The organism is Leifsonia sp. P73, from assembly GCF_051059105.1.
Taxonomy (GTDB): domain Bacteria; phylum Actinomycetota; class Actinomycetes; order Actinomycetales; family Microbacteriaceae; genus Leifsonia.
In genome coordinates this window covers 2,644,356-2,667,164 of record NZ_CP194931.1, presented here as the reverse complement: position 1 = coordinate 2,667,164, position 22,809 = coordinate 2,644,356, and the positions used below count along the sequence as shown (strand labels likewise).

Genomic DNA, 22,809 nt, shown 5'->3' with positions numbered 1-22,809 from the left:
GCGGCCCGGCCGTCGCGGGTCAGTGCCCGGTGCGGTCGGAGTCCACTCCCGCGTCCGGCCCTTCGTCCAGGCTGTCGATCGCCGCGAGGTCGTCCGCGTCGAGCTCGAAGTCGAAGACCGCGAGGTTCTCCGCCATCCGCTCGGGGTTGCGCGACTTCGGGATGGCGACGAGGCCGTTCTGGACGTGCCAGCGGAGCACGATCTGCCCCACGGTCCGGTCGTGCTTGGCCGCGACCTCCGCGAGCACCGGCGCCGCGAGCAGGTCGCCCGAGCCGCCGATCGGGCTCCACGACTCGGTCACGATGCCGTGCTCGATCCCGTACGCGCGCTGCTCACGGCGCTGGATGGCCGGGCTGAGCTGGATCTGGTTGACCGCGGGCGTCACCCCGGTCTCGGCGATGAGGCGGTCGATGTGCGCCGGCTTGAAGTTGGAGACGCCGATCGCGCGCGCCTTGCCGCTCTGCTGGAGCCGGATGAAGGTCTCCCAGGTGGACACGTACTGGTCGCGCCCGGGCAGCGGCCAGTGGATGAGCAGCAGGTCGACGTAGTCGAGTCCGAGCCGTCCGAGGCTCGCGTCGAGGCCGGCGACGGCACGGTCCTCGCCCTGGTAGCCGCCGTCGAGCTTGGTCGTGACGAACCACTCCTCGCGGGCGAGCCCGCTGCCGCGGACGCCCCGGCCGACACCGGTCTCGTTGCCGTACTTGGCCGCGGTGTCGACGTGGCGGTAGCCGAGCTCGGCGGCCGCGACGACGGCGCGCTCCACCTCCGCGTCATCCAGCGGCCAGGTCCCGAGGCCGAGCTGCGGGATGCTGGTTCCGGCGTTGAGGGCGATCGCGGGCACGGCGACGGACGGCTGATTCTCGGTCATGCGTCTCAGCGTAGCCCCGGGTAAGGTGGCGCTCATCGGAAGGAGTGCCATGCCCGCCACACCCCCGTCGGACCCCGCCCCGCCGACCGGCGCCCCGCTGCCGACCGACCCGGACGCCGTCGCCCTCGCCGTGGAGGCCGCGATCGAGGCCGAGGACCTCGCCCTCCTGCGCCGCCTCGCCGACGCCGGCAGCTCCGACGCCGAGGACGCCCTGGTCGAGCTCGCCGCCGAGCGCGGCGACCTGGACGAGCTGCGTCGTCTGGCCGCTCTCGGCAACACCGACGCCGCCGACGAGCTCCTGGAGCTCGAGGAGGAAGAGGAGTAGCCGCCCGTTACGGCATGATCGTCACCATGCACACGAGAGCGCAGCAGAAGCTCCGCACGGAGCTGATGCGCCGCATGAACGACGACTGGCATCTCGACGGTGACCTGCGCGCCGAGGAGATGTGGCTGCGCCACGTCGTCATGCCGCCGCCCTGGCGCCTGGCCCTGGAGGTGATCAACCCGCTGGTCTGGATTCCTGCCCTCCTCACAGCAGGCTTCCTCGACGGCGGCCCGACATACCCGACCGTGTACCGCCGCATGCACGTCTGGGTCACCGAGTCCGGCGACCTCCATCGCCGCACCACGGGTAGCATCCCGCCGCGCTGGCCTCAGTCGCACTCCTGGGAGATGCCGGACGGCCCGGTAGCCCCCTAGATCACCCCTTCCGAGAAGGTCGTCGGGTTGCCGAAGCGGTGGTTGGTGATCGAGATGGCCTGCTCGTGGAGGAACGGCAGCACCTCGATGCGCCCGGACGGGGTGACGGCCCCGCTGTAGACCGCGACGTCCGGAGTTCCGCCGAGTGCCGTCGCGAGCGCCACCGGGTCGCCGCCGATCAGGCGGATGCGGTGGGCCGTGATGCGGCGGCCGCGCACGCGCGACAGCCAGTGCTCGTCGCTCTCGACCACGACCTCCACCTCGCGCGCCTTCAGGAGCTGCTGCGTTCCCCGCGGCAGCGCGATGCTCGTGCTCACGGTGAACGACGACCGCGCGACCGTCGCGGCCGCCATCACGCGCAGCAGCTCGGGCAGGCCGCCGCCGTCCGCGAGCCGGATGGCGACCGGGACGGGACGGTACCGGAAGATGTCCCGCTCCACCCCGAGCGCGGAGACGTCCTTCGCCTGGTGGTACTCGGTGGCCACGGCGATCGCGTCGCTGAGCGCCGAACGGCGGACGAGGTCGAACGCGGGGTAGTCCATCGACGACTGCCCGGACTCGATCAGGTCCTGGACACGGGGCTCCAGGCCGCGCAGGTGCAGGCTGGAGCTGGACGCGCCCGACTCCGGCTGCCAGGAGCCGAGGCCGAGCAGGTAGTTGGGGCCGCCCGCCTTGGTGCCGGCGCCGACCGACGAGCGCTTCCAGCCGCCGAACGGCTGGCGCCGCACGATCGCACCGGTGATGCCGCGGTTGACGTAGAGGTTGCCGGCCTCCACCGTGTCGAGCCACTGCGCGAGCTCGTCGGAGTCGAGCGAGTGGAGACCGGCGGTGAGGCCGTACTCGATCGCGTTCTGGAACCGGATCGCCTCCTCCAGGTCGCGCGCGGTCATGATCCCGAGCACCGGCCCGAAGAACTCGGTGAGGTGGAAGTAGGTCCCCGGCTGCACACCGGTGCGGATGCCCGGCGACCAGAGCCGGCCGGTGTCGTCCAGCGGGCGCGGCTCGACCAGCCACTCCTCGTCGGCGCCGAGGGTGGTCAGCGCGTGCAGCAGCTTGCCCGACGCGGGCTCGATCAGCGGCCCCATCTGGCTCACCGGGTCCTGCGGGTAGCCGACGCGCATGCTCTTGGTCGCGTCGATGAGCTGGTTGCGGAAGCGCTCGGAGCGCGCCGCCGAGCCGACGAGGATGACCAGGCTCGCCGCCGAGCACTTCTGCCCGGCGTGACCGAACGCGCTCTTCACGATGTCGGCCACGGCGAGGTCGTAGTCGGCGCTGGGCGTGACGATGATGGCGTTCTTGCCGCTCGTCTCGGCGAGCAGCGGGAGCTCGGGCCGCCAGGAGCGGAACAGCTTGGCCGTCTCGTACGAGCCGGTGAGGATGACGCGGTCCACGCGCGGGTCCGCCACGAGCTGCCGCCCGAGGTCGTTCTCCGCGACATCCACGAGCGCCAGCAGGTCCTGCGGGATTCCGGCCTCCCACAGCGCCTCCACCATGACGGCCGCGGCGCGACGCGCCTGCGGGGCCGGCTTGATGACGACACCGCTGCCCGCGGCGAGCGCGGCCAGCACGCCGCCCGCGGGGATCGCGACCGGGAAGTTCCACGGCGGCGTGACCACCGTCAGCGCGGACGGCACGAACACCGCGCCCTGCACCGCGTCGAGCTCGCCTGCGAGCGATGCGTAATAGTGCGCGAAGTCGACGGCCTCGCTCACCTCGACGTCCGCCTCGGCGATCGTCTTGCCGGTCTCGCTCGCCATGACCTCGATCAGGCGGTCACGGTTGGCCTCCAGCGCGTGCCCCGCCCGGTCGAGGACGGCTCCGCGCTCGGAGCCCGGCCTGGTCCCCCACGCGACACCCGACGAGCGCACGGCCGTCAGGATGCGGTCGAGATGACCGGCGTCGGTGACCTCCGCCGCGGCGATGGTCTGGTTGCCCAGGTCGCTCGTGACCGAGCGGGCCAGGATGCGCCGCCCCCATGCGCGGTTCGCCGCGAGCGACGGGTCGGTGTCCGCGGTGTTCTGGAATCCGGTGGCAGCGGCACCCGCGGCGACCGGCGGCTCCAGCGTGACCCCACCCGACCCGCGGGTCAGCCCGAGAACGACGCTGGTGAGCCCCTCCTCCGGTGCGCCCGCACCGGAGCCACCGCCGAGCGACGCCTCGGCGTCCACCGCGGGCGGTCGCGTGAACGACTCCGCCGTCTCCTGCTCCCACTCGCGCGAGCGGTCCTGCTGCCGGTTGGGCAGCGGAGCCGCCCCGCGCGGCGAGGAGTCAGCGGCCAGGTCGGCGACCGACGCCAGGAAGCGGTCCCGCTCCCGGTCGAACAGCCCGCGATCCGAGCCCAGCTCGAACACGGCCGACATGAAGTTCTCCGGGCTGGCGTTCTCCTCCAACCGCCGGATGAGGTACGAGATCGCGACATCGAACTCGCCCGGGTCCACTACGGGTGTGTAGAGCAGGAGCTGCCCGACCGTGCGCTTGACGGCCTCCGCCTGCTCCGTCGCCATGCCGAGCAGCATCTCGAAGTCGATCCGGCCGGTCACGCCTCGATGCGACGCGAGCAGCCAGGCGTAGGCGACGTCGAACAGGTTGTGGCCGGCGACGCCGATCTTGACCGCGTCCGTGTGCTCCGGCGTCAGCGCCCAGTCGAGGACGCGCTTGTAGTTGGTGTCCGTCGCCTGCTTGCTCCCGTAGGTCGCGAGCGGCCAGCCGTGGATCGCCGCGTCCACCCGCTCCATCGCGAGGTTCGCGCCCTTCACGACGCGCACCTTGATGGGCGCTCCGCCCTGGGCACGGCGTTGCGCCGCCCACTCGGTCAGCCCCTGGAGGGCGTTCAGCGCGTCCGGGAGGTACGCCTGGAGGACGATCCCCGCCTCCAGCCCGAGCAGCCCGGGACGGCCGAGGATGCGCTCGAAGACCGCGATCGTGAGGTCGAGGTCGCGGTACTCCTCCATGTCGAGGTTGATGAACTTGGGCGACGGCGAGGCCGCGGCGAGCTCGTACAGCGGCACGAGCCGCTCCACGACCCGATCGACCGTCTCGTCGAACGACCACATCGAGAGCTGGGAGGCGATGGACGACACCTTGATCGAGACGTAGTCCACGTCGTCGCGGGACAGGAGCGCGCGCGTGCCCTCCAGCCGCCGGGCGGCCTCCTCCTCGCCCAGCACGGCCTCGCCGAGAAGGTTGAGGTTGAGGCGGGCGCCGTGCCCTTCCGGGTCCTTCGGCGACCGCAGGTGCGCGATGGCCGGCCCCAGCTTCTCGGGCGTCGCGTCCACCACGAGGTGCCCGACCATGCCACGCAGCACGCGGCGGGCGATCGGGATGACGACCCACGGCAGCACCGGCCCGAACACGCCCCCGAGCCAAACGGCCGCGCGCATGTACCAGGGCAGGAAGGCGGGGATCTTCTTGGCGACCCGCTGCAGGTTGTAGCCGGCAACGAACAGGTCCTGCGGGCGTGCGACACCGTCGACGAAGCCGACCGCGAAGTCGAGCCCGCGCGGGTCGCGCAGCACTCCGGCCAGTCGCTCGGCGGCCGGATCGCGCGGGGCGTCCTGACCGCTGCGAGCGCTCTCGGCGAGCCAGCTCCGGACGAGCTCGACCGCCTCCTGAGCCAGTTGCGCGGGCGGCACCTCTGCGCGCAGCGTGCGCGCGTCGTCCGTGTGTTCAACCATGTCCACGACTGTATTCCTCGCTCCTGAGGCGACGCGGGATGTCCGGCAATCCGTGGATGAGTCGCCGTCGCCACTGCCTGTGGATACATTCTCGATGTGGTTTACCATCGGCAATAGCGAACGTTTCCGAACAATATCGTTCACCTGGACCGAATGGTTGGCATGCTCGACATCCGCAGGCTCCGCCTCCTCCACGAGTTGAGGATCCGCGGCACCGTCGCGGGCGTCGCGGCGGCCCTCTCCTACAGCCCGTCCTCCGTCTCCCAGCAGCTGGCCACGCTGGAGCAGGAGGCCGGCGCCGTCCTCCTCGTGAAGTCCGGCCGCCGCCTGCAGTTCACGCCGCAGGGCGAGCTGCTCGCCCAGCGCGCCGCCGCCATCCTCGACGCCCTCGACTCCGCAGAGGCCGCTGTCGCCGGCTCCGGCGCCACCGTCGCCGGGGTCGTCCGGGTCGCGGTCTTCCAGTCCGCCGCCCACGCGATTCTCCCGGCGGCCATCGCGGCCCTTGCGCGCGACTACCCCGAACTGCGGGTGGAGGTCACCGAGCGCGAGCCGGAGCAGGGCCTGTTCGACGTCTCCGCCCGGGACTTCGACCTCGCCGTCGCCGAGCAGTACCCCGGCAGCACCCGACCGCTCCGCGCCGACCTCGACCGCACGCCGCTGGCCGCCGACGGTATCCACCTCGCCACCTCGGCCGACCGCGCCGCTCGCATCCGCGCGGCCTCCCTCACGGACGCCGCCGAGCTCCCGTGGGTGCTGGAGCCGGAGGGCACGGTGTCGCGCACCTGGGCCGTCCAGCTCTGCCGCGCGGCCGGCTTCGAGCCGGACGTGCGGTTCGAGACCGCCGACCTCGTGACCCACATCCGGCTGGTCGCGTCGGGCAACGCCGTGGGCCTCCTCCCCGACCTGGTGTGGGCCGGCGCGCGTCCCGAGGTGGCGCTCCTCCCCCTCCCCGGGTCGCCGCGCCGCACCATCTTCACGTCGGCGCGGCGCTCGTCGGCGTCGGCCCCCGGTGTGGTAGCCGCCCGCAGGGCGCTGGCCGACGCGGTGCCGCCCGAGCACATCCCTTAGGCTCTGAGCCATGACCGACCCCGCAGCCTCCCCCGCAGCCGCGAGCCACGATGTCGTGATCGTCGGCGGCGGGCACAACGGCCTCACCGCCGCCGCCTATCTCGCCAAGGCAGGGCGCAGCGTCATCCTGCTCGAACGACTGGACGACGTCGGAGGCGCGGCCGTCAGCGCCCAAGCGTTCCCCGGCGTGGAGGCCCGCCTGTCGCGCTACTCCTATCTCGTCAGCCTGCTGCCGCAGCGGATCATCGAAGACCTCGGCCTGGACATCCGGCTGGCCCGGCGGCGCTACTCCTCCTATACGCCCGTGCCCGGCGACCCCGACGGCGCGGGCCTCCTCATCGACAACACCGACGCGGAGGCCACTGCCGCGTCCTTCGCCCGGATCGGCGCCGCCGGCGACGCCGAGGCGTTCGACCGCTTCTACGAGTCGACGGGAGCCGTGGCCCGCGCGCTCTGGCCCACGGTCACCGAGCCGCTGCTCACCCGCAGCGAGGCGAAGGCCCTCGTCGGCGACGACGAGCTCTGGGACGCGCTCATCGAGCGACCGATCGGCGGCTTCATCGAGTCGCGCCTGCAGAACGACCTCGTGCGCGGCGTCGCGGCGACGGATGCGCTGATCGGCACCTTCGCCAGCGTCGACAGCCCCGACCTGTCCCAGAACCGCTGCTTCCTCTACCACGTCATCGGTCAGGGCACCGGCGAGTGGGACGTCCCGGTCGGCGGCATGGGCTCCGTCACCGGCGAGCTCGCCCGCGTCGCCCGCGAGGCGGGCGCGCGCATCGTCACCGGCGCGGAGGTCACCTCCATCAGCCCGGACGGCACCGTCTCCTACACCCGCAACGGCCACGAGCGCCGGGTGGACGGCGGCACCGTGCTCGTCAACGTCGCCCCGGACGTGCTCGATGGCCTCCTGGGCGAGACCGCCGACCCGCCGCGTCCGCGCGCGGAGGGCGCCCAGGTCAAGGTCAACCTCCTGCTGAAGCGGCTGCCCCGGCTGCGCGACGAGTCGGTGGACCCGGCGGCGGCGTTCGGCGGCACGTTCCACATCAACGAGACCCTCGCGCAGCTCGAGTCCGCGTACGACGGGATGCTGCGCGGCGTGATGCCCGAGCTCCTGCCCTGCGAGATCTACTGCCACACGCTCGCGGACCCGAGCATCCTCGACCCTGAGCTCGCTGAGAGCGGAGCGCAGACCATCACCGTGTTCGGGCTGCACACCCCCGACCGCTGGCTGACCGACGACAACAACGACGCCACCCGGCAGCGGCTCCAGGACGCCGTGCTCGCTTCCCTGAACTCGGTGCTGGCCGAGCCGGTCGAGAGCCTCCTGCTCACCGACGGCGACGGCAACCCGTGCATCGAGACGAAGACCACCCGCGACCTCGAACACGCGCTCAACATGCCGGGCGGCAACATCTTCCACGGCCCGCTCTCCTGGCCGTTCGCCGAGGACGACGACGACCTGCGCACCCCGGCCGAGCGCTGGGGCGTCGCCACGCGGCACGCACGCATCCTGCTCTGCGGCTCCGGGGCGCGCCGCGGCGGAGCGGTGAGCGGGCTCGGCGGCCACAACGCGGCGATGGCGGTCCTGGAGGGCTGAGCACGCCTTCGAGGACTGGAAGGACTCGCACGCGACACCCAGGCGTGGCCCCCTGCCGTAATCGCGAACCGGTGACTAGTCTGTGGATCACGAGGGGGACTCTGTAGGAGGTCACCATGATGCCGCAGCCGACAGGACGACTCGTACGCAAGGACGACGGAGTGTACGTGGTGCTCGATCGCATCTTCAAAGCACCGATCGAGGAGGTGTGGACCTACTTCAGCAGATCCCCCGGCTCGCCGAGTGGATCGGCGAGTACACGGGCACGGGCTCGACCGGCGCCGTCAAGTTCCGGATGAACGCCGAGGGCGACGGGGCCGAGTGGCAGAACGTCGCCGTCATGCTCTGCGACGCCCCGCACCGCCTCCACGTCGACGTCGGCAAGGCCCCGGACTCGCTCGTGATGTTCGTGCACCTGACGGAGGCCAGCGGCCACACGACCGTCACCTTCGGCCAGCGCCTGCGCGCGATCGGCACCTCGGCCGACTACTGCATCGGCTGGGACTACTACCTCGATCGCCTCGTGGCGGCGCACAACGGCAAGCCGATGCCGAAGTGGGACGACTACTACCCGGCGATGCGCGAGCACTACGAGACGCTGTGCCGGGAGCTGGACCACGACATCCGCGTCGAGCACCAGACCGCCCAGCGGAACGGCACCACCGGCTGAGCGCTCCTGCTCCGAGCCGGCCGCCGCTCAGTGCCAGCGGTGGTCTTGAAGGGTGATGCGCGGCCCCCGGCGCTGGAACCGGAACCCGCTGGCCAGGATCAGCCGCACGACGCGCTGACGCTGGCCGCGCCACGGCTCCAGCAGTTCGAGCATGCCGTCGTCGTCCACGCGCGAGCCGGTGAGCGCTTCGCCGACCTGGTGCGCCAGGTGGTAGTCGCCGACGCTGACCAGGTCGGGATGCGCGTGCGAGCGCTGCAGCGTCTCGGCCGCCGTCCACTGCCCGACGCCCGAGATGGTGCGCAGGGCGGTCTCCGCGTCGTCGAGGGAGGCCGCAGCCCCGATCGCGCGCTCCAGCGACGGAGCCACGACGAGCACCGCCTGGACGGCACGCGCCCTCCGCGGGTCCACCCCGGCGCGATGCCAGTCCCACGACGGGATGCCGCGCCACTGCTGCAGCGTCGGCACCACCCGCATCCCCTCCGGCGCGGGCCCCGGCGCCGGCTCGCCGTACCAACGCAGCAGGCGCGCCCAGGACCGGTAGGCCTCCAGGCTCGTCACGCGCTGCTCGATGATCGCCGGGAGGAGCGCCTCCAGCACGAGTCCCGTGCGTGTCAGGCGGAGGCCCGGGTTGCGGTGCAGACTCTGCCTCAGCAGCGGATGCGAGCCCACGTCAAGCGTGGACCAGTCGTCGCCGCGGCCGAGCAGCGCGGGCACCGCGGCGATCACCCACTGCGCGCCCGGGCCCCACGCCGCCGCCTCGACACTGCCGTCGGCCGCGGGCCGGAGGACGCGGAGGGTCGCCGGCCCCTCCGGGGTGCGCCAGGTCCGCCACATCCCGCCGAGGTCCCACGTGGTCGTCGGATCGTACGGCCCGCGGCCGAGCTGGCCCAGCGTGCCGGAGAGGTCCAGCGGGCCGCCCGGACGGTACACGGTCTCCACGGCGCGCCCGGACTGGGCGCCGGCAGGGAGCACGGCGGTCATGCACGGCATGCTACGTCACGCGGCTGACTGCGGCCGACTCCGGCGCCGAGGACGGGTCTGGCGGCCTGTCGGTGGGCTCCCCTAGGTTCTCCTCATGGGAACCGACATCGAAGCCGACGCCGTCGCGCGCCTCCGCGACCGCGTCCACGGAACCGTCTACGTGCGCGGCGACGAGGGGCTCGCCGCCGAGGTCGCCTGTTTCAATCCCACCGTCCACCACGACCCGGATGTCGTGGTCGCCGTCGCCGACGAGCAGGACGTCGCGGAGGCCGTCCGCTTCGCCCGCGAGCAGGGCCTGCCCGTGCGCGTCCAGGCCACCGGCCACGGCGCGGAGGCCCCGATCATCGGCGGCCTCATCGTCTCCACCCGCGCCCTCGACGCGATCGCCGTGGATGCCGCGTCCCGGCTCGTCCGGCTGGGCGCGGGAGTCCGCTGGGCGCCCGTCATCGCCGCCTCCGCCGAGTTCGGGCTGGCCCCGGTCACCGGGTCCTCGACCAGCGTCGGCGCGGTCGGCTACACCCTCGGCGGAGGCCTCGGCCCGCTGGCCCGCACGCACGGCTTCACCGCCGACTGGGTGCGGGGTTTCCGCGTCGTCACCGCGGAGGGCGATGTCGTGACGGCCGACGCCGACTCGAATCCGGAGCTGTTCTGGGCGCTCCGCGGCGGCAAGGGCGGCCTCGGTGTCGTCACCGAGATGACGCTGGAGCTGGTGCCGCTCACCACCCTCTACGCGGGCAGCGTGTTCTTCGAGGGCGAGGCGATCGAGCCGGCCTTCCGCGCCTGGGTGGACTGGGCGGGCTCCCTCGGCGAGGTGGCCACGACCTCCGTCGTCCTGCTGCGCGTCCCCGACGTCGACGGGCCGCCCCCGCCGCTGCGCGGGCGCACCGTGCTGAGCGTGCGGTTCGCCTACCCGGGCGACGCCGCGGAGGGCGAGCGACTGTTCGCCCCCATCCGCGCGGCGGCGCCGGTCTTCCTCGACTTCGTGGGCGAGATCCCGACGACGGCGGTCGCGACCATCCACAACGACCCGGAGGAGGGCGCCCCGGCCTGGATCCGCGGCTTCATGCTCGACGACTTCGACGCCGCGGACGGCGATGCCCTGCTCGACGTCGCCGGCCCGAAGGTCGAGTCGCCCTTCCTCGCGCTGGAGATCCGCCAGCTCGGCGGCGCCGCCCGGCGCGACACGAACGACGGCACGGCCGTCGGCGGACGCGACAGCGGCTACACCCTGAGCGCCATCGCCGGCGATCCCGCGACCTTCGACTCCGCCGCGCCCGCGGCGGCCGAGGCGATCACCCGCGCGCTGGAGCACCGCGTCTCCGCGGTCACCAACGTCAACTGGGCGGCCGACCTGACCGACCCGGCGACGTTCGCGACCGCCTGGCCGGCCGACGTCGGCGCCCGGCTCACCGAGGCGCGCGCCAATTACGACCCGGAGGGGTCTTCGCGTTCGGTCCGGCCTGAGCCGAGGCGTTCACTGGACCCAGACGCTCGGCGCCTCCGCGCGCGTCGAGGGCAGCGCCGCGTCCCCACCCCACTGGAGCAGCCACTCCGGGACGGTGACATCGGTCGGAGCGGGCCCGACGGCCTCCAGCAGCTCCTCGATGGAGACGACCCCGCCACTGCGCTTCAGGAAACGCCCGCGGATGAAAGCCTGGGTGTAGATCTCGCCGCCGACCGTGAACCGCTGCTCGACGTAGACGGCCTTCTCGTCGAACCCGAGGATGCGCGACTCGACCACGAACGACTGCCAGAGCTCCAGCGACTTGCGGAACGAGATGGTCTCCGACGCGACCACCGGATACCAGCCGCGCTCCTCGAAGATCGCCCAGACGCCGTTCCTGCGCAGCAGGTCGAACCGCCCGATATCGGCGATCGACAGGTATACGCCGTTGTTCATGTGCTTGAGGATGTCGAGGTCGGTCGGCAGCACCCGGAAGCGGGTGCGCGCCACGTCCCAGTGGCCGAGGCGGGCGCCGAACCGGGAGAGGAACGCGTGGAGCATCGTCCTGAAGATCATGTGCACGCGGTCATGTTAGTGAAGCGCCAAGCCCTCCTCATCTTCGTTGTGGACCCTCTCCAAGCCCGCTAGGGTTCGGCGAGGGGAAATCGTGCTGAATCGAATATTCCGGGGTCTCACTGCGTCGAAAGCCGCTCGCGCACGCGCTCGACGAACGGCGGCCGTCGCGGTCACCGCCGTCACCGTCGTCTCGGTGCTGGCGGGCTGCGCGCTGTTCGCGGGCGGAGGCAAGCCGGGCGCCGCGCCCACGCACTCGCGGACGCCGAAACCCACCACGGCGGCGATGGCGGAGAACCGCAGCTACGGCGCGGCGACGCCGACCCCCACCTCGACGCCCACCCCGACGCCGGTGCCCCCGCCGACCCTGACGCCGGTCCCGGCCGGCACCGTGGTCGCGGAGGCGAACGTCGCGTCGCCCAAGGGCAGCATCCACTTCCACTACCGGGTGGTCTCGAACGGGGACAACACCTACTCGGCGCAGTTCTCGAACTTCACCTCCACGGTCCCGGTCCCGGTGTCGGTCACGTTCATCGACATCGCGCCACGCGTCGGCGACGGCCTGACCTACCACGGCATCGGGGACCACCGGCTCGGCGGCCCCACATCCGCTGCCGCCCCGGCGTCCACGGCGCTGCTGGCCGGAGCCGGCCAGCCGTCGTACCTCGGCACGCTCGTGACCTACTCCTCCGCGACCTCGTTCGACGGCGTCCCGCAGGAGCTCGGCCCCGACAAGGTGCTCGCGGTGGACACGGTCCGCTGGTCGGTGCCGGTCCGCCCGTCGAACGTGCACCCGGTCGACTCCGGAGCCCGGACCAACGCGGCCGGCGCGGTGACGGCGACAACGGCGAGCGGCGCCCCCCGACGCTACGAGGTCGCCCAGGGCGACACGACGACGGCCGTCGCGGACCGGTTCGGGATCCCGGTGGAATGGCTCCTCTGGCTCAACCCGGACCTGCCCGGCGACGGCGGCAACCAGTACCTGCTCGCGTCGACGGCGCTGAATCTGGACCCGGACAGCCTGTAGCGTCCGGCCTCGGCGGCCGGGACCGCTCAGCGCGGCAGCGGCACCTCGAGAATGCTCGCCCCGGCAGGCGGCGCCGACAGCGCCTGGTCGAGCTCGCCCTTGGTGCGCGCAACGCCGTACTCCCACCCGTACGCGCGCGCGAGCGCCGACAGGTCGACCGCCTGCGGCGTGTACAGCACCCGGTCGAACGCCTCGGCCGGCGCGGTCGCCGCGACCTCCAGCCCGTCGAAGATCGTCCCACCGCCGTCGTTGCCGACCACGACCTGCAGGTGCGGACGCGCCTCCCCGCCCCGCCGAGCAACGCGCCCACATCGTGCAGCAGGGCGAGGTCGCCGAGCAGCACCCGAGTCACCCCCGCAGCAGCGCCGGCCTCCGCCGCCCGCGCCTCGGCGGCCAGCGCGATTCCCGTGGCCGTCGCGATCGTCCCGTCGATGCCCGCGAGCCCGCGGTTGGAGTGCACCACGATCTTCTTCCCCGGCACCAGCCGGTCGGCGTCGCGGATGAGGCGGGACGCTCCCAGCACGAGCCGGTCGTGCGGCCAGGTGTAGCGCCAGAGCGCTTCCGCCAGCATCGGCCGGGTGATCGGAGCGCGAACGGCGGCCAGCTCGGCACGGGCGAACGCGAGCGCGTCGGCCGGCTCGTACGATCGCGCCTTCTCGACGTCGGGGGCGGATGCCGCGGGGTCCGCCGCACGCTCGGCCTCCTCGGTCAGGCGCCGGCTCGCGAAGACCCAGCTGCCGACCCAGGACCGCACCTCCGGGCTGCGGAGGTCGACCCCGGCAGGCGCGCCGACACCGCCGACGACCCGTGCGCGCCGGCCCGGGTTGTAGGCCTCGCGACCGGTCGGCGCGACGACCAGCACCTCGACGTCGTCGCGCAGGAGCAGGGCCGGGACCTCCCGGCTGAGCGTGGGATGCCCGAACACGACGGCCCGTTGCACCCTGCCGCCGTAGGACTCGTCCCGCAGCAGCTCGCGGTAGGCGACCACCAGCTCCGGCCCGAAACGGGCGCCGCTCGACACCTCCGCGAGCAACGGGTAGCCGCCCGTGCGCGCGAGCTCCGCGGCCGCGTCTCCGGCGTCCGCTCCCGCGACGACGACCGTGAGCGGACCTTCCGGCAACTCCACGACCTCACGGCCGAGCGCCGCAGGTCCGTCGGTCGCGGGCAGGTCGCCCCGAGCGATTCCTCGCACGGGCGGGACCGCGACCGACAGCGGCTCACGGAATCCGACATTGAGGTGCACCGGCCCGGGGTCCGCAGTCGCCGCACCCACAGCCTCCTCGACGGCGGAACGCGCGAGCGCTCGCGCCTCCTCGGGCTCCCCTTCCGCGCCCACGGGCGCCGTGACGTCATGGCTGGCGCGCACGACGGTCCCGTAGAGGCCGTCCTGCCGCGTGGTCTGGTTCGAGCGGATGCCGCGCAGCTCGCTCGGCCGGTCGGCGGTGACGACGATCATCGGGATGCCCGCCTCGTGAGCCTCCAGCACGGCCGGATGGAGGTTCGCCGTCGCCGTGCCGCTCGTCGTCACGATCACGGTCGGCGCGCCGGTCTCCCGGGTCAGCCCGAGCGCGAGGAAGCCGCCGACGCGCTCGTCGATCCGCACGTGCAGCCGCGCGGCCCCCGCGCGTTCGAGCTCGGCCGCGGCGAGCGCGAGCGCCTGCGAGCGCGATCCCGGGCTCACGACGATGTCGGCGACCCCGGCCTCCACGAAGCCGGCGAGGAGCGCGAGAGCGTAGTCGGTCGCCGGGTTCCCGGTCTGCTCGACCTCCGCGGGCTCTTCCGAGACCCGCGGGTCACCCATCCCGTCGGCCGGTCTGGTCGTCTGGACCGTTGTCGTCGAGGTCGGCCAGCTCCTTCTCGAGCCGGCGGATGCGCTCCTCCTGGTCGTGGTCGATCCGGAGCTTGCCGAGGAAGGCGGGGTCGTCGTCCGGGGCGCTGATCCTCCTGCCGACATCCGCGCGTCGTCGGCCGCGGCCGATCAGGAACCAGAGGATCCCGCCGATGATCGGGAACAGGACGATGACGAGCACCCACACGGGCTTGGGTAGGCCACGCACCCTGGAACGATCGAAGAGAGCGCAGTCTGCCACCGAATAGATGTAGAAAACCGCGGCTGCGACGCCGAGGACTATCCAGAGGCGAACCATGCCTACATCGTAACTCTCAGCGAGCCTGCCTAAGCTGGGAGGGTGAAGCGGATTCCCTCCTGGTTGACCTACACCGTGCTGCGCCTCGTGCTGTTCGCGGTGCCGCTCGTGATCCTGCTTCTGCTCGGAATCGTCTGGTACGCGTCCGTCATCGCCGCCGCCCTCATCGGCCTGTGCCTCTCGTACATCCTGCTTGCCAAGCAGCGCCACGCGGTCGCGTCCGACCTGTACGCGGCGCGCCACCGCGACAAGCCGGCCCCGTCAGCGGACGACGCCGAGGACGAGGCGATCGACGCCGCGCAGGCGGAGGGTCGGAACGCGCCAGGTCAGAAGGCGTAGGCCGCGCCGAGCGCGAGCGCCACGAGCAGCCCGGTGAGGCTGGTGAGCTGCAGCGCCGTGATGAGCTCCCGCGGCGACTTCCCGAACAACGTGATGACGCACGCCGGCAGCGCGGCGAGCAGCGCGAACATCCCGAACCACGCGAACGGGTAGAACAGCGCCAGCACCGCGAGGATGCCGAACGGCACGAGCAGGAACACGCAGAACACGATCCGGGAGGCCATGCTGCCGAGTAGGACGGCGAGCGTGCGCTTCTTGGCGAGCCGGTCGGGCTCGATGTCGCGGATGTTGTTGACCATGAGCACCGCGCAGGCGATGAGCCCCGCGATCACGCCGCCGAGCCAGGCTTCCTGGTTGACCGCCTTGGCCAGCATGTAGGTCGTCCCCGCCGTGGCGACCAGCCCGAAGAAGACGAAGACGAACACCTCGCCGAGGCCGTAGTAGCCATAGGGACGCTTGCCCCCGGTGTAGAACCAGGCCGCCGCGATCGCCGCGGCCCCGACAATGAGCACCCACCAGAGCTGCGTGAGCAGGACGAGGATGAGCCCCGCGATCGCCGCGAGGCCGAAGAAGGTGAGGGCGACCGTGAGCACCTTCTTGGGCGCGGCCTTGCCCGAACCGGTGAGACGGCCCGGCCCGACACGGTACTGGTCGGTGCCGCGGATGCCGTCGGAGTAGTCGTTGGCGTAGTTGACGCCGATCTGGAGCAGCACGGCGACCGCCAGGCAGAGCAGCGAGCGGATCGGGTGCCAGATGCCCGCGCCCTCGATGACCTTCGCCGCGCCGACACCGATGAGCACGGGAGCCACGGCGAGCGGGAGCGTCCGCAGCCGCGCGCCGGCGATCCAGTCGGATGCCGTGGCCGGACGCACGGCGGAAGCCTTGGCGCCCGGGCGCCCGCTCCTCCCGCCCCGAGGTCCGCGCGCCGGGGGCGGCACCATCCGCTGCATTCGAGGGTTGTTCTGGCTCATCACAGTGCGAATCGTAACAACAACGGCTATGCCTCAGGCCGTTCACTGGAGTCGCCACGCGCGAGCCGCGCGGCCTCGACCCGGTCCGGCTTGCCGCTGCTGAGGTGCGGGAGCGCGCCGACCGTGACGATGCGGGCGGGCGCCGCCGCCCGTCCGAGCTGCGCCCCAACCAGGCGCCGGAGTCCGGCGAGCTCGGCGTCGCCTGTCGTGACGACGACCGGGACCTGTCCCCACCGCGCGTCCTCCGCTGCGACGACGATCGCGTCCCCGAGCCCGTCCCACGAGCGGACGAGCCGCTCGACGGTGTCCAGCAGCACCTTCTCGCCACCCGAGATGATGACGTTGTCCGACCTCCCGTGCACGTTCACGCGCCCGTCGCGCACCTCCCCGAGGTCACCCGTGCGATACCACCGGACACCGTCCTCCTCGTGGAAGGCCGCCGCCGTCCGCTCGGGATCGCCGAGGTAGCCCTCCGCGAGCGTCGGCCCACTGATTTCGAGCAGGCCGTCCACCTCCCGGACCACGGTGGGCCCGATCGGAACCCCGTCATAGACGCACCCGCCGGCGGTCTCGCTCGACCCGTAGGTCGCGAGGACCCGCGCTCCCAGCGCCTCGGCGCGCTCGCGCAGCCCGTGATCGAGCGCCTGCCCACCGACGAGGATGCCATCGAACCTGCGCAACGCGGACGCGACCTCGCGCGCTCCCCCTTCGGCCGACTCGACGAGCCGCGCGAGCTGAACCGGGACGAGCGACGTGTAGCGGAGGTCATGGGTCAGCTCGCCGGCCAGCCCCGCGAACCGCAGCGGATCGAAGTGACCCTCGCCATAGACGATGGGCTCCGTCCCGGCCGCGAGCGAGCGGACCAGCACCTGCGCTCCTGCCACGTAGTGCGCCGGGAGGGCGAGCAACCACTGCCCTTGACCTCCCATCGCGCCGGCGGAGGCCGCCGCACTGGCCAGCAGCGCGTCGACGGAGAGGGCGACCCGCTTCGGCACCCCGGTCGAGCCGGACGTCTCGATGACGAGCGCGACGTTCTGCGGGGCCTGGTCCGTGGCGCTGGGCCACGCGCCGTCCGCGCGTTCCGCGTCGTGGGACCGTGCACCGTCCGCACCGACGTTCCGCGGCACGACCGCCGCTCCCCTTCCGAGAGCGCCTCCCTCAACGCCGCGAAGACCTCCCCGTCCGGCGGGCGTCCACCACCCGATACGGTCGCGTCACCTCGTCCTCACCACTGAACCCATCCACACCCTCCGATCACGCACCCGCTCAGTACTGCCACGGGAACGGCGACCAGTCCGGCTCCCGCTTCTCCAGGAACGCGTCGCGCCCCTCCACCGCCTCGTCGGTCCCGTACGCCAGCCGTGTCGCCTCGCCCGCGAACACCTGCTGCCCGACCATCCCGTCGTCCACCGCGTTGAAGGCGAACTTGAGCATCCGGATCGCCGTGGGCGACTTCGTCAGGATCTCCTGCGCCCAGTCGACCGCCGTCGCCTCCAGCTCGGCGTGCGGGACGACCGCGTTCACCGCCCCCATCTCGTAGGCGCGCTGCGCCGAGTACTCGCGGGCCAGGAAGAACACCTCGCGCCCGAACTTCTGCCCGACCTGCCGCGCGAAGTAGGCGCTCCCGTACCCGGCGTCGAACGACCCCACATCGGCGTCGGTCTGCTTGAACCTGCCGTGCTCCGCGCTCGCGATGGAGAGATCGCACACCACGTGCAGCGAATGGCCGCCGCCCGCCGCCCACCCCGGAACGACCGCGATGACGACCTTGGGCATGAAGCGGATCAGCCGCTGCACCTCGAGGATGTGCAGCCGGCCGCTGCGCGCGGCGTCGATGCCGGACGCCGTCTCACCCTCGGCGTACTTGTACCCGTCCCGGCCCCGGATGCGCTGGTCGCCTCCGGAGCAGAACGCCCAGCCGCCGTCCTTCGGGCTCGGCCCGTTGCCCGTCAGCAGCACGACGCCGATCTTCGGGTTGGTGCGGGCGTCGTCCAGCGCTGCGTACAGTTCGTCGACGGTGTGCGGGCGGAAGGCGTTGCGCACCTCCGGCCGGTCGAACGCGATCCGCGCGATGCGCCCGCTCACGTCGTGGTGGTACGTGATGTCGGTGAGCTCCCCGAAACCGGGGACGTCCGTCCACACCGCGGGGTCGAAGAGGTCTGATACTGCCGAAGACATGCCACAAGCCTACGGTCGAGCGCAATACGAATTCGGGTCGCGTGCCAAACTGGTGGAATGCTGCCCGAACTCGCCGACCTGTTAGGGACAGCGCGCGTCGTCCGGCTCCCGATGCGCTCGCGGTTCCGCGGCATCACCGTCCGGGAGGCCGTCCTCTTCGAGGGCCCGGAGGGCTGGACCGAGTTCTCCCCCTTCATCGAGTACGACGACCAGGAGTCCGCCGCCTGGCTGCACGCCGCGATCGACTTCGGCTGGCGCAGCGCCCCGGCGAGTCTGCGCGACATGATCCCGGTCAACGCCACGGTCCCGGCCGTCGCGGCGGCCGACGTGCCCGCCGTCCTCGACAGGTACCCGGGTGCCCGCACCGCCAAGGTGAAGGTCGCCGAACCCGGCCAGACGCTGGCCGACGACGTCGCCCGCGTCCGCGCGGTCCGCGAGCACCTCGGTCCGGAGGGCCGCGTCCGCGTCGACGCGAACGCCCTCTGGAATGTGGACGAGGCCGAGCACGCCATCCACGCGCTCGCCCCGTTCGACCTCGAGTACGTCGAGCAGCCCTGCGCCACCGTGGAGGAGCTGGCCGAGATCCGCCGGCGAACGCGCTACATGGACATCCCGATCGCCGCCGACGAGAGCGTGCGCAAGGCGAGCGACCCGCTGGAGGTCGCGCGTGCCGGCGCCGCGGACCTGCTCGTCATCAAGGCCCAGCCGCTCGGCGGCATCCACTCGGCGCTGCGGATCGTGGCGGAGGCCGGCCTCCCGGTCGTCGTCTCCAGCGCGCTGGACACCTCGGTCGGCATCGCGATGGGTGCGCACCTCGCCGCCGCTGTACCCGACCTCCAGTTCGACTGCGGCCTCGGCACCGTCGCGATGTTCGAGCACGACGTCGCCGAGTCGCCGCTCGTCCCGGTGGACGGCGCGATCCCCGTCATCCGCCCGCGGGTGTCGACGGCGCAGCTCGACCGCCTCGCCGCGCCGGACGACCGCCGCGAGTGGTGGCTCGACCGCGTGCGCCGGTGTTACCGGATCGTGGAGCACGCCGCCGCGCTCTGACGGCGCGCCGAGGCGCCGCGAGCGTCAGCCGTACAGCCGCTCCGGCACTTCGAGGCCGTAGATCGCACGCCCCGAATCCCAGATCGCCCGGCACGCCGCCCGCAGCAGGTCGAGCTCGTCGTCGCCCTCGCTCACGATACGGACATCGTTGCCCTCGACGACGACGGTCGACTTCCCGACCGTGACCGCGCCGTTCCTCGCGGTCTTCGCCTCCGGATACGGCTCATCCAGCCCGCGCAGATCGCCCAGGATGTAGGTCGGCCGCGAGTCGGCGTCGGCAGCGAGGAGCTGCTTGGCGCGGTCGATCCCGGTGAGCACGAGCACCGAGTCGATCCCCGCACGGTTCGCGCCGAGGATGTCCGTGTCGAGCCGGTCGCCGATGAACAACGGCTTCGTCGCCTGGAACCGCGCGACGGCCTCCTCGAAGATCGCGACCTCCGGTTTTCCCGCGACGAGCGGGAGCCGGCCGGCAGCGGTGTGGACGGCGGAGACCAGCGTCCCGTTGCCCGGCGCGATGCCGCGCTCGACCGGGATCGTCCAGTCCGTGTTCGTCGCGATCCACGGACGCTCGCTGTCGCTGCGGCCCTGCAGCGCGAACGACGCCTCCGCGAGCTGCGCCCACCCGATATCGGGCGAGAAGCCCTGGATGACCGCGGCGGGGTCGTCGTCGGCCGAACGCGTGACGGAGAACCCGCCCTTCTGGACTTCGTCCACCAGTCCGTCCCCGCCGACGACGAGGATCGTGGAGCCGGCCGGCACGTGCTGACTCAGCAGCCGGACGGCGGCCTGAGGCGAGGTGACCACATCGCGCGGCTCGACGTGCAGCCCCAGCTCGCGCAGGTGCGCCGCCACGGACGCATCGGTCCGGGAGGCATTGTTGGTGATGTAACCGACCTTGACGGTTTCGGCCACGCCGTTCAGGCTGTCGACGGCGTGCGGGATGGCGTTCGGCCCCGTGTAGACGACCCCATCGAGGTCGGCCAGCACCAGGTCGACACCGGCCAACGGCGTCACAGCGTCACTCGTCCGTCGAAACAGTGCCATCGTGCGGCTCGTCCTCCGTGGTCTCGTCTGTGGGGGCGGCGTCGGTCGCGTCGGCAGTCTCGTCAGCCACAACCTCGCCGGCAGCAGCATCATCTGTTACCGCATCGCCGACCGCTCCCATGCCGCTGGCGCTCTCGTCAACCGAAATCTCATCGGCGAAGTCGGCGTCCGTGTTCTCGCCGACGGCGGCCTGGTCGTTCGCGTCCTCGTCGCCCGCAAGCTCGTCGCTCACGGCCTCGTCTGCGAACTCGCCTTCCGCCTCATCGCCGTCCAGCGACTCGACGTCATCCATCACCACGGCCAGCTCGAACTCCTCCTCGATCACGTGGACCGTTTCGAGTTCGGCGTCGGCGTGCGCCTCCTCCAGCGCGAGCTCGGCGCGTTCGGCGCGCTCGCGCCACGACACGGAGTCGGCGTCGCGGCCGAGCGCTTCGAGCACCTCGGCATAGGCATGGAAGAGGTCCGGACTCCAGCTGAAGGCACGGTTCGGGTCGAGCTGCGGGATCTCCAGCTCGGCCAGCGCGGCCTCCTCCTGTCCCAAGTCCAGCCGGGCGCCGGACATGGCGATCGCCAGCGCGACCTGGACGTCGGCCGGCAGCGCGCTGCGGTCGATCGACCGTCCCAGTTCGAGCGCCCGGTCGGGTCGGCCGACCCCGCGCTCGCTGTCCACCATCAATGCGATCTGGTCGTTGGAGCCGGTGATCCGCCGGTAGGTGCGGAGCTCCCGCAGCGCGAGCGCGAAGTCGCCGCTCGCGTATGCGGTGATGGCGAGCGTCTCGCGCACGACACCGATGCGTCCCGCGCGTCGCGCGGCCGACAGAGCATGACGGTGCGCGAGTTCGGGGTCCTCGTCGATCAGGCGTCCGGCCATGACCAGGTGCTGCGCGACCCAGTCGGCGTTGTCCTTGCTGAGCGTCTTGAGCTCGACGCGGGCTTCCTTCGGCAGGTCGCGCGCCTCGACATCCGCGGGGACGTCGGGGTCGTCATGCCGTGGACGTACCGAACGGAGCTCACGAGCCATCGCCTCTTCGGCGCTGAGCTCGTACTCGTGGTCCCGAGCGTCGCGATCACCGCGCGCGGGACGGCCGTCCCTCGTCCACAGCTTGTCGTCGGAACGGCCGTAGCCCTTCGAGCCACCGACGCCGGCCGGACGGCCTCCGTGCGAGCCCTGACCGCCACGCGAGCCGGCGCCGTCGCGGCCACCGGCGAAACCACGGGATCCGGACCCGTCGCGCGAACGCGTCGCGTCCCAGGAACCGCCCCTCTGTCCACCGCGAGCCTGCTGCCCGTCGCGGCGCTGTCCATCACGGTTCCACTGGCCCTCGCGACCCTGGCCGTCGCGGCCGTGGCTGCCACTGCCCTGAGGTCCGCGGCTCCGCTCGTCACGGTTCCACTGACCACCGCTGCCACCGTCACGACGCTGACCGTCGCGATTCCACTGGCCCTCGCGGCGCTGCCCGTCGCGGCCCTGACCGTCGCGATTCTGACCGTCGCGATTCCACTGACCGCCACCGGACTGGCCGTCGCGACGCTGTCCACCGCGGCCCTGGCCGTCCCGGTTCCACTGGCCGCCACCCTGGCCCTGGCCGTCGCGACGCTGTCCATCGCGGTTCCACTGGCCGCCGCCACGCTGAGCATCCCGGCTCTGGCTGCCACCATTCCACTGGCCCTCGCGACGTTGTCCATCGCGGTTCTGACCACCACGGCCCTGGCTGCCGCCACTCCACTGGCCCTCACGGCGCTGACCGTCGCGGTTCTGGCCGTCACGGCGCTGACCGTCGCGATACTGACCGTCACGACTCTGGCCGTCGCGGCCATAGCCATCACGACTCTGCCCGCCACGGCCGTATCCGTCGCGGCCCTGCGCATCATTGCGCTGAGCCCCGCCGCGCTGACCGTCACGACTCCACTGACCGTCTCGCGGCCGGCTCTCGCCGCCGGAGCGGGAGGAACCGCCGGAGCCGCCCTTTCGATGCGCGCCATCGCCGTCCCGGGAGCGTCCATAGCCCTGACCGGAGTCGCGTCGCGGGGCGTCGCCTGAGCGGTCGCTGTTCCGGCTGTCGCCAGAGCGTGGGCGACCGGAGCCTCGACCGCGGTCGTTGCCGCCCGAGGCGGACGTCCTGTCGTCGTCTGCCGGTGTATCGCTCACGACTTCTCCTGTCGGGTGCCGGGGTTTCCGCCCAGCCTATGTGCGTGGATCGCGCTGAGCACCGCTCGCGCGAAATTGTGCCGTTAACGCGAAATGGCCACCCATCACTGGGTGGCCATCTCACAAAGAAGTCCGGCGGTGTCCTACTCTCCCACAGGGTCCCCCCTGCAGTACCATCGGCGCAGAGAGTCTTAGCTTCCGGGTTCGGAATGTAACCGGGCGTTTCCCTCTCGCTATGGCCGCCGAAACACTATTGATGTATCAAAGTGAACGATCAAGCTTCGCTTGAATCAGTTCTCGACCGTACATCGAGAACCACATAGTGGA

The 22,809-nt window shown here is 72.0% G+C and carries 19 protein-coding genes, 1 rRNA gene and 2 pseudogenes; 10 read left to right on the top strand and 12 right to left on the bottom strand.

Features of this window, described 5'->3' with window-relative positions; genetic code table 11:
- Positions 1-19 precede the first annotated feature (19 nt).
- Positions 20-868, bottom strand: coding sequence for an aldo/keto reductase (locus tag ACQ86L_RS13775; RefSeq protein ID WP_434315907.1), 849 nt, complete (start codon positions 866-868; stop codon positions 20-22).
- Between the two features lie 49 nt (positions 869-917).
- On the opposite strand from ACQ86L_RS13775, the gene ACQ86L_RS13770 reads away from it, so the two are divergent.
- Together ACQ86L_RS13770 and ACQ86L_RS13765 are read left to right on the top strand one after the other, a co-directional pair.
- Positions 918-1,193: a hypothetical protein gene (locus ACQ86L_RS13770; RefSeq protein ID WP_434315906.1), complete on the top strand. Its 276-nt coding sequence runs from the start codon at positions 918-920 to the stop codon at positions 1,191-1,193.
- Between the two features lie 26 nt (positions 1,194-1,219).
- Positions 1,220-1,567: a hypothetical protein gene (locus ACQ86L_RS13765; RefSeq protein ID WP_434315905.1), complete on the top strand. Its 348-nt coding sequence runs from the start codon at positions 1,220-1,222 to the stop codon at positions 1,565-1,567.
- On the opposite strand, the gene ACQ86L_RS13760 is transcribed toward ACQ86L_RS13765, so the two are convergent.
- A complete protein-coding gene (locus ACQ86L_RS13760; protein ID WP_434315904.1) occupies positions 1,564-5,241 on the bottom strand; it encodes a proline dehydrogenase family protein in 3,678 nt (1,225 codons plus the stop codon). The genes ACQ86L_RS13765 and ACQ86L_RS13760 overlap by 4 nt on opposite strands.
- Before the next feature lie 162 nt (positions 5,242-5,403).
- Here ACQ86L_RS13760 and ACQ86L_RS13755 point away from each other — a divergent pair, with 162 nt between their 5' ends.
- The 3 genes from ACQ86L_RS13755 to ACQ86L_RS13745 all read left to right on the top strand — a co-directional run bounded on the left by ACQ86L_RS13755 (position 5,404) and on the right by ACQ86L_RS13745 (position 8,579).
- A complete protein-coding gene (locus ACQ86L_RS13755) occupies positions 5,404-6,309 on the top strand; it encodes a LysR substrate-binding domain-containing protein (protein WP_434315903.1) in 906 nt (301 codons plus the stop codon).
- 10 nt (positions 6,310-6,319) lie between these two features.
- The gene (locus ACQ86L_RS13750) at positions 6,320-7,909 is read left to right on the top strand and encodes a phytoene desaturase family protein (protein ID WP_434315902.1); all 1,590 of its coding nucleotides are present in this window, start codon (positions 6,320-6,322) and stop codon (positions 7,907-7,909) included.
- Between the two features lie 208 nt (positions 7,910-8,117).
- Entirely contained in the window at positions 8,118-8,579 is a 462-nt protein-coding gene (locus ACQ86L_RS13745) for an SRPBCC domain-containing protein (RefSeq protein ID WP_434315901.1), read from the top strand.
- Positions 8,580-8,606: 27 nt separating this feature from the next.
- On the opposite strand, the gene ACQ86L_RS13740 is transcribed toward ACQ86L_RS13745, so the two are convergent.
- The gene (locus tag ACQ86L_RS13740; RefSeq protein WP_434315900.1) at positions 8,607-9,560 is read right to left on the bottom strand and encodes a DNA-3-methyladenine glycosylase family protein; all 954 of its coding nucleotides are present in this window, start codon (positions 9,558-9,560) and stop codon (positions 8,607-8,609) included.
- Between the two features lie 94 nt (positions 9,561-9,654).
- Here ACQ86L_RS13740 and ACQ86L_RS13735 point away from each other — a divergent pair.
- Positions 9,655-10,122 (top strand): annotated as a pseudogene (locus ACQ86L_RS13735) (FAD-binding oxidoreductase); the annotation flags it as partial.
- Between the two features lie 912 nt (positions 10,123-11,034).
- On the opposite strand, the gene ACQ86L_RS13730 reads toward ACQ86L_RS13735, so the two are convergent.
- Positions 11,035-11,565 carry an acyl-CoA thioesterase gene (locus ACQ86L_RS13730; protein WP_434318892.1) on the bottom strand — a complete coding sequence of 177 codons (531 nt, stop codon included), beginning with the start codon at positions 11,563-11,565 and terminating at the stop codon, positions 11,035-11,037.
- Positions 11,566-11,671: 106 nt separating this feature from the next.
- Between ACQ86L_RS13730 and ACQ86L_RS13725 the strand changes: the two genes are divergently transcribed.
- Positions 11,672-12,604, top strand: a complete 933-nt coding sequence (locus ACQ86L_RS13725; protein ID WP_434315899.1) for a LysM domain-containing protein — start codon at positions 11,672-11,674, stop codon at positions 12,602-12,604.
- A gap of 26 nt (positions 12,605-12,630) precedes the next feature.
- Here ACQ86L_RS13725 and menD read toward each other — a convergent pair.
- Positions 12,631-14,405, bottom strand: a pseudogene (gene menD / locus ACQ86L_RS13720) (2-succinyl-5-enolpyruvyl-6-hydroxy-3-cyclohexene-1-carboxylic-acid synthase).
- Complete coding sequence (locus tag ACQ86L_RS13715) at positions 14,398-14,751, bottom strand: PLD nuclease N-terminal domain-containing protein (RefSeq protein WP_382457654.1); 354 nt, start codon at positions 14,749-14,751, stop codon at positions 14,398-14,400. Before ACQ86L_RS13715 ends, menD begins: the two are co-directional and overlap by 8 nt.
- Before the next feature lie 42 nt (positions 14,752-14,793).
- Between ACQ86L_RS13715 and ACQ86L_RS13710 the strand changes: the two genes are divergently transcribed.
- Positions 14,794-15,090, top strand: coding sequence for a DUF4229 domain-containing protein (locus tag ACQ86L_RS13710; protein WP_434315898.1), 297 nt, complete (start codon positions 14,794-14,796; stop codon positions 15,088-15,090).
- Here ACQ86L_RS13710 and ACQ86L_RS13705 read toward each other — a convergent pair.
- The 3 genes from ACQ86L_RS13705 to ACQ86L_RS13695 form a co-directional block, all read right to left on the bottom strand.
- Positions 15,078-16,061 carry a 1,4-dihydroxy-2-naphthoate polyprenyltransferase gene (locus tag ACQ86L_RS13705; RefSeq protein ID WP_434315897.1) on the bottom strand — a complete coding sequence of 328 codons (984 nt, stop codon included), beginning with the start codon at positions 16,059-16,061 and terminating at the stop codon, positions 15,078-15,080. The two genes, ACQ86L_RS13710 and ACQ86L_RS13705, sit on opposite strands and share 13 nt — an antisense overlap.
- Positions 16,062-16,087: 26 nt before the next feature.
- Complete coding sequence (locus ACQ86L_RS13700) at positions 16,088-17,188, bottom strand: AMP-binding protein (RefSeq protein ID WP_434315896.1); 1,101 nt, start codon at positions 17,186-17,188, stop codon at positions 16,088-16,090.
- Positions 17,189-17,327: 139 nt separating this feature from the next.
- Positions 17,328-18,239, bottom strand: coding sequence for a 1,4-dihydroxy-2-naphthoyl-CoA synthase (locus ACQ86L_RS13695; protein ID WP_434315895.1), 912 nt, complete (start codon positions 18,237-18,239; stop codon positions 17,328-17,330).
- A gap of 57 nt (positions 18,240-18,296) precedes the next feature.
- On the opposite strand from ACQ86L_RS13695, the gene ACQ86L_RS13690 reads away from it, so the two are divergent.
- Positions 18,297-19,289 carry an o-succinylbenzoate synthase gene (locus tag ACQ86L_RS13690; protein WP_434315894.1) on the top strand — a complete coding sequence of 331 codons (993 nt, stop codon included), beginning with the start codon at positions 18,297-18,299 and terminating at the stop codon, positions 19,287-19,289.
- Between the two features lie 24 nt (positions 19,290-19,313).
- Here ACQ86L_RS13690 and ACQ86L_RS13685 read toward each other — a convergent pair whose 3' ends face one another.
- Positions 19,314-20,333: an HAD-IIA family hydrolase gene (locus tag ACQ86L_RS13685; RefSeq protein ID WP_434315893.1), complete on the bottom strand. Its 1,020-nt coding sequence runs from the start codon at positions 20,331-20,333 to the stop codon at positions 19,314-19,316.
- Positions 20,308-21,204, bottom strand: coding sequence for a hypothetical protein (locus tag ACQ86L_RS13680; RefSeq protein ID WP_434315892.1), 897 nt, complete (start codon positions 21,202-21,204; stop codon positions 20,308-20,310). The genes ACQ86L_RS13685 and ACQ86L_RS13680 overlap by 26 nt, the downstream gene beginning before the upstream one ends.
- On the opposite strand from ACQ86L_RS13680, the gene ACQ86L_RS13675 reads away from it, so the two are divergent.
- A complete protein-coding gene (locus ACQ86L_RS13675) occupies positions 21,163-22,374 on the top strand; it encodes a hypothetical protein (protein WP_434315891.1) in 1,212 nt (403 codons plus the stop codon). The genes ACQ86L_RS13680 and ACQ86L_RS13675 overlap by 42 nt on opposite strands.
- A 238-nt stretch (positions 22,375-22,612) precedes the next feature.
- Here the strand turns inward: ACQ86L_RS13675 and rrf are convergent.
- Positions 22,613-22,729, bottom strand: a 5S ribosomal RNA gene (gene rrf, locus ACQ86L_RS13670).
- Positions 22,730-22,809 lie beyond the last annotated feature (80 nt).

What these genes read in the sequence shown, in the direction of transcription:
- ACQ86L_RS13770 (WP_434315906.1), top strand. Translation starts at nt 918, where the DNA reads ATGCCCGCCACACCCCCGTCGGACCCCGCCCCGCCGACCGGCGCCCCG.
- ACQ86L_RS13685 (WP_434315893.1), bottom strand. Translation starts at nt 20,333, where the DNA reads ATGGCACTGTTTCGACGGACGAGTGACGCTGTGACGCCGTTGGCCGGT.
- ACQ86L_RS13760 (WP_434315904.1), bottom strand. Translation starts at nt 5,241, where the DNA reads ATGGTTGAACACACGGACGACGCGCGCACGCTGCGCGCAGAGGTGCCG.
- ACQ86L_RS13775 (WP_434315907.1), bottom strand. Translation starts at nt 868, where the DNA reads ATGACCGAGAATCAGCCGTCCGTCGCCGTGCCCGCGATCGCCCTCAAC.
- ACQ86L_RS13755 (WP_434315903.1), top strand. Translation starts at nt 5,404, where the DNA reads ATGCTCGACATCCGCAGGCTCCGCCTCCTCCACGAGTTGAGGATCCGC.
- ACQ86L_RS13730 (WP_434318892.1), bottom strand. Translation starts at nt 11,565, where the DNA reads ATGCTCCACGCGTTCCTCTCCCGGTTCGGCGCCCGCCTCGGCCACTGG.
- ACQ86L_RS13690 (WP_434315894.1), top strand. Translation starts at nt 18,297, where the DNA reads ATGCTGCCCGAACTCGCCGACCTGTTAGGGACAGCGCGCGTCGTCCGG.
- ACQ86L_RS13740 (WP_434315900.1), bottom strand. Translation starts at nt 9,560, where the DNA reads ATGACCGCCGTGCTCCCTGCCGGCGCCCAGTCCGGGCGCGCCGTGGAG.
- ACQ86L_RS13680 (WP_434315892.1), bottom strand. Translation starts at nt 21,204, where the DNA reads ATGGCCGGACGCCTGATCGACGAGGACCCCGAACTCGCGCACCGTCAT.
- ACQ86L_RS13695 (WP_434315895.1), bottom strand. Translation starts at nt 18,239, where the DNA reads ATGTCTTCGGCAGTATCAGACCTCTTCGACCCCGCGGTGTGGACGGAC.
- ACQ86L_RS13750 (WP_434315902.1), top strand. Translation starts at nt 6,320, where the DNA reads ATGACCGACCCCGCAGCCTCCCCCGCAGCCGCGAGCCACGATGTCGTG.
- ACQ86L_RS13715 (WP_382457654.1), bottom strand. Translation starts at nt 14,751, where the DNA reads ATGGTTCGCCTCTGGATAGTCCTCGGCGTCGCAGCCGCGGTTTTCTAC.
- ACQ86L_RS13765 (WP_434315905.1), top strand. Translation starts at nt 1,220, where the DNA reads ATGCACACGAGAGCGCAGCAGAAGCTCCGCACGGAGCTGATGCGCCGC.
- ACQ86L_RS13705 (WP_434315897.1), bottom strand. Translation starts at nt 16,061, where the DNA reads ATGAGCCAGAACAACCCTCGAATGCAGCGGATGGTGCCGCCCCCGGCG.